Source organism: Micropruina sp. (genome assembly GCF_027492755.1).
GTDB lineage: Bacteria > Actinomycetota > Actinomycetes > Propionibacteriales > Propionibacteriaceae > Micropruina.
The window spans coordinates 1-9,998 of record NZ_JAPUED010000139.1; the positions used below are offsets into that span (position 1 = coordinate 1).

The 9,998-nt window shown below is 68.5% G+C and carries 12 protein-coding genes; 7 read left to right on the forward strand and 5 right to left on the reverse strand.

Features of this window, described 5'->3' with window-relative positions:
* Positions 1–3 precede the first annotated feature (3 nt).
* From Q0066_RS10070 to Q0066_RS10080, 3 genes are read right to left on the reverse strand one after another with little or no spacing between them, the layout of a single operon-like run.
* Complete coding sequence (locus Q0066_RS10070; protein WP_298132517.1) at positions 4–918, reverse strand: folate-binding protein; 915 nt, start codon at positions 916–918, stop codon at positions 4–6.
* Entirely contained in the window at positions 915–1,412 is a 498-nt protein-coding gene (locus Q0066_RS10075) for an FABP family protein (RefSeq protein WP_298132518.1), read from the reverse strand. The genes Q0066_RS10070 and Q0066_RS10075 overlap by 4 nt, the downstream gene beginning before the upstream one ends.
* A gap of 3 nt (positions 1,413–1,415) precedes the next feature.
* Entirely contained in the window at positions 1,416–1,538 is a 123-nt protein-coding gene (locus Q0066_RS10080; RefSeq protein WP_298132520.1) for a hypothetical protein, read from the reverse strand.
* 33 nt (positions 1,539–1,571) lie between these two features.
* On the opposite strand from Q0066_RS10080, the gene dtd reads away from it, so the two are divergent.
* The 5 genes from dtd to Q0066_RS10105 all read left to right on the forward strand — a co-directional run bounded on the left by dtd (position 1,572) and on the right by Q0066_RS10105 (position 6,856).
* Positions 1,572–1,997 carry a D-aminoacyl-tRNA deacylase gene (gene dtd / locus Q0066_RS10085; RefSeq protein WP_298132522.1) on the forward strand — a complete coding sequence of 142 codons (426 nt, stop codon included), beginning with the start codon at positions 1,572–1,574 and terminating at the stop codon, positions 1,995–1,997.
* 123 nt (positions 1,998–2,120) lie between these two features.
* Positions 2,121–2,762 carry a response regulator transcription factor gene (locus Q0066_RS10090; protein WP_366521513.1) on the forward strand — a complete coding sequence of 214 codons (642 nt, stop codon included), beginning with the start codon at positions 2,121–2,123 and terminating at the stop codon, positions 2,760–2,762.
* A 271-nt stretch (positions 2,763–3,033) separates the two neighbouring features.
* On the forward strand, positions 3,034–3,870 hold the full coding sequence (mshD, locus tag Q0066_RS10095; RefSeq protein ID WP_298132526.1) for a mycothiol synthase: 837 nt from the start codon (positions 3,034–3,036) through the stop codon (positions 3,868–3,870).
* On the forward strand, positions 3,867–5,975 hold the full coding sequence (locus Q0066_RS10100; RefSeq protein WP_298132527.1) for an RNA degradosome polyphosphate kinase: 2,109 nt from the start codon (positions 3,867–3,869) through the stop codon (positions 5,973–5,975). The genes mshD and Q0066_RS10100 overlap by 4 nt, the downstream gene beginning before the upstream one ends.
* Complete coding sequence (locus Q0066_RS10105; protein ID WP_298132529.1) at positions 5,972–6,856, forward strand: NUDIX hydrolase; 885 nt, start codon at positions 5,972–5,974, stop codon at positions 6,854–6,856. The genes Q0066_RS10100 and Q0066_RS10105 overlap by 4 nt, the downstream gene beginning before the upstream one ends.
* 15 nt (positions 6,857–6,871) lie before the next feature.
* Here the strand turns inward: Q0066_RS10105 and Q0066_RS10110 are convergent, their stop codons facing one another.
* On the reverse strand, positions 6,872–7,228 hold the full coding sequence (locus Q0066_RS10110) for a VOC family protein (RefSeq protein WP_298132531.1): 357 nt from the start codon (positions 7,226–7,228) through the stop codon (positions 6,872–6,874).
* A gap of 45 nt (positions 7,229–7,273) precedes the next feature.
* Positions 7,274–7,945, reverse strand: a complete 672-nt coding sequence (locus tag Q0066_RS10115; protein WP_298132533.1) for a hypothetical protein — start codon at positions 7,943–7,945, stop codon at positions 7,274–7,276.
* A 185-nt stretch (positions 7,946–8,130) separates the two neighbouring features.
* Between Q0066_RS10115 and pstS the strand changes: the two genes are divergently transcribed.
* Both pstS and Q0066_RS10125 read left to right on the forward strand, forming a co-directional pair.
* Positions 8,131–9,225, forward strand: coding sequence for a phosphate ABC transporter substrate-binding protein PstS (gene pstS / locus Q0066_RS10120; RefSeq protein ID WP_298132536.1), 1,095 nt, complete (start codon positions 8,131–8,133; stop codon positions 9,223–9,225).
* A gap of 46 nt (positions 9,226–9,271) precedes the next feature.
* Positions 9,272–9,998 (forward strand): ABC transporter permease subunit (locus tag Q0066_RS10125; RefSeq protein WP_298132538.1); only part of this gene is annotated, 727 nt, incomplete at its 3' end.

Genomic DNA, 9,998 nt, shown 5'->3' on the forward strand with positions numbered 1-9,998 from the left:
TCCTCAGCGCAACCGGGGCCGCACGTGCAGACCCACCTCGGGGTCAACGATCAGTTCCTGGCTGGCGTCGATGCCGTCCACCAGCACCTGGGCGTCGGCGGACACGTTGCGCTTGATCAGGGCGAGGGCGATCGGACCGAGCTCGTGGTGCCGGGCCGACGAACCGACCCGGCCGACCACCCGGCCGTCGAGCACGACATCAGCACCCACCGCGGGCAGCGCCTCGGCGGTGCCGTCCAGATGAAGCCGGGTCAGCCGTCGCGGTGGACGGCCCAGCGTGTACACCCGGGCGACCGTTTCCTGGCCCGGGTAGCAGCCCTTCTGCAGGTGCACGCCGGCGCCCAGAACCAGGCCGTCGGGATTGGCCAGCTCGTTGGGAATCGTCTTGTCATCGGTGTCGACGAAGGTCCGCGGCTGGCCGGCTTCGATCCGCAACGCGTCCGCGGCCCAGGTGCCGGCCCGCTGTTCGCCGAGCACCTCGTCCAGTTCTTCACGGGGCACGATCCGCGGGCCGCCGGCGATCACCATCGCGTGGGTGTCGCTGCGGTCGACGATCTCGACCCGGGCCGCGAACTGCATCCGCCGCAGCCAGGCCAGCAACGCATCCAGCCGTCCCGGCTCGGTGGACGCCCATAGCGTCTCGCCGTCGTCGATCCCACCGAAGACATGGCTGATCCGGCCCTGCGGGTCCAGGATGTAGGCGGTCGTCCACTGGCCGGGCGCCAGGTCGTCCAGCTTCTGCGAGGCGATGTTGTTCAGCCAGCTGAGCCGGTCGGGGCCGCTGAGACTGAAGGTCGGACGGTGCGACATATCGACCGTCGCCTCACCGGCGGCCAGCCGGCGCTGCTCGCGGATCGGGTCGCCGTAGTGCCAGACCGCGCCGGCGTCCGGCCCCGTCTCGTGCCGGACGGCGGTCATCCGCGCACCAGCGTCGCCCACACGTACGGCCGCAGCGCCACGTCTTCCGTGGCCCGGTCGAACGAGTACATCAGCTTGCCCTCCACGGTGCCGTACAGCCGGCGTCCAGCGGTATAGGCCACCGCGGCGTCGGGTGAACGGACGACGGCGTCGGTGACCAGATCGACCCGGCCCGGCTGCAGCTTGCCGTACCAAACCTCGGCGAAACCCTCGGGCGCGCACATCACGACATCGACGGTGCCGTCGGCCAGCGGACGCCAGAAGCCGGTCTCCATCATCAACGGCTTGGTCGGCTTGCCGTCCTCATCGACCTCGAACGACTGCGCCAGATAGTGCAGGTAGTCGCCGCCGTTATCGGAGAAGTCGACCTGCTGGGCGAACCGGATCTTCTCCTCACCGGGCCATTCCCGGTAGCCGGTGCCCTCCCAGCGACCGCGCAGCCAGGCGAGCCCCACCAGGGCCGGGTTGAGGTCGGAGGGGATTTCGAAGGCCATGAATCACTCCTGCTGCTTGTCGGTGAAGATGCGGACCACGATCACCAGGGCGGCGATCAGCACCGCGGCCGCCGCGACGATCAACGCGATCGTTCCCGGTGTCAGCACCGCGGCCACCAATTCCACTCGCCGAAGTCTAGTGCCGTACTCTCGGCGCCCATGAGAGCGGTGGTCCAGCGGGTCAGCAGGGCGTCGGTGAGCGTCGCCGGCGAGGTGGTCGGCGCCATCGAGACACCGGGCCTGATGGTGCTGGTCGGCGTCACCCATGGCGACACCGCCGCCATCGCGGACGCCCTGGCCGACAAGGTGTGGAACCTGCGCATCCTGGACGGCGAACGCAGCTGCGCCCAGCTCGGCGCACCCTTGCTGGTGGTCAGCCAGTTCACCCTCTACGCCGACACCCGCAAGGGACGCCGTCCGTCGTGGAACGCCGCGGCCCCGGGTCCGGTCAGCGAACCCCTGGTGGCCGCCTTCGTCGCAGCCCTGCGCAGCCGCGGCGCCGCGGTGGAGACCGGCCGGTTCGGCGCGATGATGCAGGTGTCACTGGTCAACGACGGTCCGATGACGCTGATTCTCGAGCTATAAGGCACAGCCCTATGACGGCCCGGTTACAGAACCGGGAACGAAATTCGATCGGGCGATACGCCGCCGACCTCACTATTCTGATGCTGGCATCGATTGGGGATATGGATGGCAACTCTGCTTGTCGTGAGCAACCAACTGGCCGATGACACGCGCCCCGAAGCCGTCCTGCCAGCGCTCGGCCTGCTCGCCCACGAATTGCACGGCGCACCGGCCGACACCTCGGCACTCACCGAATCGGCCATCTCGGACGCCATCGTGGTCGACGGTCGCACCGACCTGGCCACGGCCCGGACGATCTGCCGGCTGTTCCGCTCCTCGGGCATCGCGCTGCCGATCCTGCTGGTGCTCACCGAGGGTGGCCTGGCCGCACTCAACGACGACTGGCGGGTGGCGGATTTCGTCCTGGACGGCGCCGGCCCGGCCGAGTTCGACGCCCGCATCCGCCGACTGCTGGCCAGCGAGGACGCCGAGGGCGTCATCCAGGCGGGGGGCATCCTGATCGACGAGGCGGCCTATTCGGCCCGGCTGGGCGATGTGCCGCTCGACCTCACCTACACCGAGTTCGAGCTGCTCAAATACTTGGTGATGCATCCGGGCCGGGTGTTCAGCCGTGAGCATCTGCTGGCCGATGTCTGGGGCTACGACTATTTCGGCGGCACCCGTACCGTCGACGTCCACATCCGCCGGCTGCGCGCCAAGCTGGGCCCCGAGCACGAGGCCCTGATCGGCACCGTCCGCAACGTCGGCTACCGGTTCGCCCCGTAGAACCGTCATCCCGGGCCCCGCCCCGGGATCCCTCCAACAGATATACCGGTCGACGCCGGAGATCCCGGCGTCCGCCGGGATGACGAACTGGGCACCGTCATCCCGGGCTCCGCCCCGGGATCTCTCCAACAGACATACCGGTCGACGCCAGACCCCCCGGCATTCGCCGGGACGACGGACTGGGAGCAGGATGGCGAGCCAGCCCTGGGCGAATTGGGCGAACTGTCCATGGGGATGACGGGGCGTCGTCCGATCCCACTACCCTGAGCGCATGTTGGTCAGCGACGACATCAACCGCATCCGTCATCTGGTGACTGTCGTGGCCGAGGCGGACGGCGAGCAGCCACTCAACGAGGACGCCATGCTGGCGTTGAGCGGCGACGGCGCCGAGGTCAGCCACTACCTGTTCGAACAGGACGGCGAACTGGCCGGCTACGCGCAGGGCAACACCAAGCACGGCACCGCACAACTGCTGGTGCACCCCGGCCACCGCCGCCACGGACTCGGCAGCAGCCTGCTCAGCGACATCGGTGACCTCGCCGTCTGGGCGTTCGGGGATCTACCTGCCGCACAGGGTTTCGCGGCCGCCCACGGCCTGGTCGAGCGTCGCCGGCTGCTGGTGATGGAACGCCCCCTCGATCCGCCCTCCAGGGCGGCCTTCGACGGCGTCCGGCCGTTCGACTACGCCACGGACGCCGAGCAACTGCTTGCACTGAACGCGGCCGCCTTCGACTGGCACCCCGAGCAGCGGCACTTCTCCCGCGCCGACCTGGACGCCCGGATGGCCGAGCCGTGGTTCGACCCGGCCGGGCTGCTGGTCACCGCCGATGCCGACGGGCTGACCGGCTTCCACTGGACCAAGCGGCACCCCGACGGCCGCGGCGAGGTGTACATCCTGGCCACCCACCCCCGCGCCCAGGGCACCGGGCTGGGCCGCACCCTGCTGGCCGCCGGCCTGGAACACCTAGCGGCGACCGGGTCCACGTCCGTGCACCTCTACGTTGAAGCCTCCAACGGCCGGGCGGTAGAACTGTACGAGCGGACCGGCTTCGCCGTGGTGCACCGCGATGTTCTGTACGGCCCGACCCCTCACCAGGAGCAGCGATGACCGCTGAACCCGCAGTCGACGACCTGCCCGACCTGCCCGACGACCGGTTCTCCGATCGTGAGTTGAGCTGGCTGGCCTTCAACAAACGGGTGCTCGACCTGGCCCGCGACACCACCCGGGTGCCGCTGCTCGAGCGAGCCCGCTTCCTGGCGATCTTCTCGTCCAACCTGGACGAGTACTTCATGGTCCGGGTGGCCGGACTGAAGCGCCGGATCGCGGCCGGGGTGGCGGTGCCGTCGGCGTCCGGCATCCTGCCCCGCGACCTGTACGACCTGATGCTCACCCGGGCCCGCGACCTGGTCGAGCAGCAGGCCCGCACCTTCGCCGATGACATCCGGCCGGCGCTCGCCGAGCACGGCATCGAGGTGCTGCGCTGGGACGAACTCACCGACGCCGAGAAGGAGACGATGCGAACCCTCTTCGAGGAACGCATCTTCCCGGTGCTCACCCCGCTGGCCGTCGACCCGTCGCACCCGTTCCCCTACATCTCGGGGCTGTCGAACAACCTGGCCGTGCTGCTGAAGAACCCGATGACCGGCGCCCGGCAGTTCGCCCGGGTCAAGGTGCCCAGCCTGATCAGCCGCTTCCTGCAACTCGGCGAGGGCCGGTTCATCGCCGTCGAGGACGTCATCGCCCGCCACCTGGACCGGCTCTTCTCCGGCATGCAGGTGCTCAGCCATTCCACCTTCCGGGTCACCCGCAACGAGGACCTGGAGGTCGAGGAGGACGACGCCGAGAACCTGCTATACGCCCTGGAACAGGAGTTGTTGCGGCGCAAGGTGGGGCGTCCGCCGGTGCGTCTGGAGGTCGAGGACGACATCGACGACAAGATGCTCGACCTGCTGGTCAGCGAACTGGACATCGGCGAGAAGGAGGTCTTCAAGCTGCCCGCACCGCTCGACCTGCGCGGCTTGTTCTCGCTGGCCGACCTGGATCGCGAGTCGCTGAAGTACCCGGCCTTCCTACCGAAGACCCATCCCGAGCTGGCCGAGGTCGAGACCGCGATGCCGGCCGACATGTTCGCCGCGCTGCGGCACCGCGACGTGCTGCTGCACCACCCGTACCACTCGTTCGCGACCAGCGTGCAGCGCTTCATCGAGCAGGCCGCGGCCGACCCGGCGGTGCTGGCGATCAAGCAGACGCTCTACCGCACCTCGGGCGATTCACCGATCGTGGACGCCCTGATCGACGCCGCCCAGGCCGGCAAGCAGGTGCTCGCCCTGGTCGAGATCAAGGCCCGCTTCGACGAACAGGCCAACATCACCTGGGCCCGCAAGCTGGAGCGGGCCGGCTGCCACGTGGTGTACGGGCTGATCGGGCTGAAGACGCACTGCAAGCTGTCGCTGGTGGTCCGCGACGAGACCGACGGGTTGCGCCGCTACTGCCACATCGGCACCGGCAACTACAACCCGAAGACGGCCCGGATGTACGAGGACGTCGGCCTGCTCACCGCCAATCCGGTGGTCACCGACGACGTCGCCCGGCTGTTCAACCACCTCTCCGGGATGGGCCAGGAAACCCACTACAAGCGGTTGCTGGTCGCCCCGCACGGCATCCGGCGAGGCCTGGTCGAGTTCATCGAGGACGAGATCGAGCACCAGCGCGCCGGCCGTCCGGCGAAGATCCGGATCAAGGTGAACTCGATCGTTGACGAGACGGTCATCGACGCGCTCTACCGCGCCTCACAGGCCGGGGTGAGCGTCGAGTTGTGGGTCCGTGGCATCTGCACCGTCAAGGCCGGCGTCCCCGGGTTGAGCGACAACATCCGGGTGCGGTCGACCCTGGGCCGCTTCCTGGAGCACAGCCGGCTGTTCTGGTTCGCCAACGGCGGGCAGCCGCGGGTCGGGCTGGGTTCCACCGACCTGATGCACCGCAACCTCGACCGCCGGGTCGAGGTGCTGGTCTCGCTGACCAACCCGCGGCACATCGCCACCATCGAAAACCTGTTCGACCTGGCGTTCGACGACGGCACCGCCTCGTGGTGGCTGGAAGAGGACGGCTGGCACCAGCGCACCAGCGACATCGAGGGCGAGCCGCTGCTCGACCTGCAGGAACACCTGATCTCGTCGCTGGGTTCGCGGCGCGGGGAACGGAGCACCGGATGAGCCACAAACGCCTGGTCGAGGCCGCGGGGGCGGTCGTACTGCGTCGGCCCAAGGGGCGAGGCCTGCAGGTCCTGCTGATCCACCGGCCCAGCTACAACGACTGGTCGCTGCCCAAGGGCAAGCTCGACCCGGACGAGTACCTGGCCGGCGCCGCCGTCCGGGAGACCATGGAGGAGACGGCGGTCATCGTCCGGTTGCGGCATCCCGTCGACCGCATCCAGTACCCGATCCCGTCCGGCACCAAACGGGTTGCCTACTGGTTGGGCACGGCGATCGACCAGCGCCGGTTCAAGCCGAACTCCGAGGTCGACCGGCGGGTCTGGCTGTCCATCCCGTCGGCGTTGAAGCGGATGACCTACGCCGACGAGCGGGCGCTGCTGGAGCAGGCCGTCACCCTGCCCGACACCACGCCGCTGCTGATCGTCCGGCACGGCAAGGCGATGGAGCGCAAACACTGGTCGGGCAAAGACCAACTGCGCCAGCTCAGCTCCCGCGGGCGCCGGCAGAGCAAGCAACTGATTCCCCTGCTGGACGCCTACGGCGTGGGCGAGCTGGACTCGTCGGCCTCGCTCCGCTGCATGTCCACCCTGTCGCCCTACGCGAAGGCCAAACGGCTGGACGTGCAGGGCTGGGCCACCCTGTCGGAGGAGAAGGCGAAGGACAACCCCGACGCCGTCCGCAAGCTGATGAAGCGGCTGATCAGGCAGACTGCCGCCAGCGGCGTCCCCCGGGCGATCTGCGGGCACCGACCGGTGCTGCCACTGATGCTGGAAGCGCTCGGCGTGCCCGACCGTCCGATGCTCACCGCCGCCGTGCTGGTGGCCCACCTGTCGCCGGAGGGCGAAACCATCTGCGTGGAGTGGCACAAACCCCGGGTGTGAGTGCCGGACGCCCCGTCAGTCGGAGAGTTGCCAGCGCATCCCGTAGGGATCGGTGAAGTCCGAAATGGTCTTGCCGGTGACAGGGATGAAGGTGTCGGTGCGGCTGAAGGTGGCACCGGTGGCTTCACTGATCGCGGCGGCGTCGGTGGCCTGCGACCTGGACCGGAACGCGACGTGGTCGATCACGAACGCCTCCAGCGTCGCGTCCTCACGCAGTTCGAAGACGACCTGCCCCTCGCCCGGGAGCGCCAGTTCGACCGACTTGCGCTCCGGCAGTCGGCGCCGCTCGACCAGCCCCAGGCCCGCGAACCAGGCCACCGCCTGCTCCAGGTCGGGAACCTTGAGATCGATGTGATCGACTGCCTCGAGCATGCACGTCCTCCTGTGACTGGTAACCGGACCCGGTTCCCCGGGGCACTAGACGATCTTCACACCCTGAAACCCGCCGGTGTACTTCTTCGCCTGCTTGTCGGTCAGCTTCACCTTCTTGGACGTGGTTTTCGTCCAGCCCGCCGACTTCCAGACCGAGGTGACCAGCCGGCCTTCCCAGCGCGGGGTGCCCATCTTGAACAGCGTGTACTGCTCCACGTAGCGCTTGCCCGACTTGCTGTAGAACCGGTAGCCGCTGCGGCCCCAGTCGAGCATGCCGAGCGAGTACCAGGCGTACTTGGCGGAACGGTCCTTCGGCGCTGCCTGGCGAACCAGCTTGTTCTTGCGCCAGGTCAGCACCGCCGTGGTGTAGCCGTCACCGCCGCCGGTGGCGAGCAGCAGTTCGTAGCCCTTCACCTTGTCGAGTTTGGCGGCACCCCAGTACGGCTCGATGCCCCAGTCGGTCTCGATCGTCGAGGTGAGGGTCAGCGACGACTTCCGCTTTTTCGCGGTGGTGACCGTCACCTTGTAGCGGTCCTCCTTGACCTTGGTGATCTTCACCGTGTCCTTGCGGCCGTCGCCATCGACATCCACCTTGACGGTGCGGGCGGCAGCCTTCGCGGGCAACGGAGTCGCCGCGGCGGGCGTGGCGGACAAGCCGACTCCGAGTACGAGCGCCAGCGAGGCGGCGAATGCGGGCAGTGCACGGAACCTGGTCATCGGACATCCGATCTAGTAGCTGGGCGAGCCGCCATCCCCCTGGTCACACACCGATGCATCGGACGTCGAGGCCCGAGGCGGTGCGTTCACCGGCTGTTCACCCAGGACTCCCCAACCGGTCGACTCGGCTGCCTAGCATGCCAGCCGGAGCGGGTTCCGTTCCACCCATTGTTGAAAGGAAAGCCGTGAAGATTTCCACGTTCGGCGCCCCGGTGGCCCTGCTCGCCGCCGCCGCGCTGACTCTGTCCGCCTGCGCGGCGAACGAGACCGCCAACCCCGGTACCGGCTCGAGCGGCAGCACGACCGCCGAGAGCACGCTGGCCGGCAAGGGCGCCTCGTCGATGTCCGCAGCCCAGCAGAAGTGGATCGCCGACTACCAGTCCGCCCACCCCGGCGTCACCATCAACTACTCCCCGGACGGCTCCGGCGCGGGCCGCCAGGCGTTCACCTCCGGCGCCGTGCAGTACGCCGGCTCCGACCGTCCGTTCAAGGACGAGGAACTGGGTGCCGGCAAGTTCGGCAAGTGCACCGCCGAATCCAACGCGCTCGACCTGCCCGTCTATGTGTCGCCGATCGCGGTGGTCTTCAACGTGGACGGCGTCAAGGACCTCAAGCTCGACCCCGACACCCTGGCCGGCATCTTCGCGGGCAAGATCACCAAGTGGAACGATCCGAAGATCGTCGCCACCAACTCCGGCACCACGCTGCCGGACGCGTCGATCACCGCCGTGCACCGCGCCGACGACTCGGGCACCACGAACAACTTCACCGACTACCTGAACCAGGCCGCGCCGTCGGTGTGGACCGAGGCCGCCGCCGACGCCTTCCCGGCTGCCTTCGGCGGCGAGTCCGCCAAGGGCACCTCCGCCGTTGTGGACGCGGTCAAGACCGGCACGAACACCATCGGCTATGCGGATGCCTCCGCCGCCGGCGAGCTCGGCCACGCCCAGCTCAAGGTAGGCAACGAGTGGCTCAGCCCAACCGCCGAGGCCGCCGCCAAGATCGTGGACGCCTCCAAGCAGGTCGCCGGCCGCGGCGAGCACGACTTGGCGCTCACCCTGACCCGCAAGGCCCCGGGTGTCTACCCGGCCGTGCTGGTCTCCTACGCCCTGGTCTGCGAGGCCTACAAGGACGCCAACGACGCGAAGCTGGTCAAGGACTTCATCGGCTACGCCGCATCGGCCGAAGGCCAGAAGGCGGCAGCCGAAGCGGCTGGCAGTGCACCGCTGAGCAAGTCGATGCAGGCCAAGGTGAAGGCCGCCATCGACTCGATCAAGTGACGTCAAGCACTGGCGTGGATGAACTTGTGAGCGAAGGATGGCTTTCGTGACCCAGTCCACCCAGCAGGTGGCCCCGACGCCGACCCCGACGGGTCCTGCCGGCAACGGCACCCGCCGTCGGGTCGGCGATCGGGTATTCAGCGGGCTGGCGACCGGCTCAGGAATCACCATCCTGGTGATCTTGGCGATGGTCGCCGGCTTCCTGCTGATGCAAGCATTTCCAGCACTCACCACCCCTCCGTCCGAACTCGAGGCCAAGGGCTACGGCGAGTTCTGGTCGTGGATCATCCCGTTCGCCTGGGGCACGGTGTGGGCCTCCTTCTGGGCCCTGTTGATGGCCGTTCCGGTGTCGATCGGCATCGCGTTGTTCATCTCGCACTACGCCCCCCGCCGGCTCGCCGCCAGCCTCGGCTACGTGATCGACCTGCTAGCCGCCGTTCCGTCGGTGGTCTTCGGCCTGTGGGGCAGCATGGTGCTGGCGCCGTCCGCCCAGCCGCTCTACCTGTGGCTGAACACCTACCTGGGTTGGATCCCGTTCTTCGGCGGCCAGCCCTCCGGTACCGGACGGACCCTGCTGACGGCCTCCATCGTGCTGGCGGTGATGATCCTGCCGATCATCACCTCGCTGAGCCGGGAGGTGTTCCTGCAGACCCCGGTGCTGCACCAGGAGGCCGCGCTCGCGCTCGGCGCCACCCGCTGGGAGATGATCCGGATGGCCGTGCTGCCGTTCGGCCGCGCCGGTGTGATCAGCTCGGTGATGTTGGGCCTGGGCC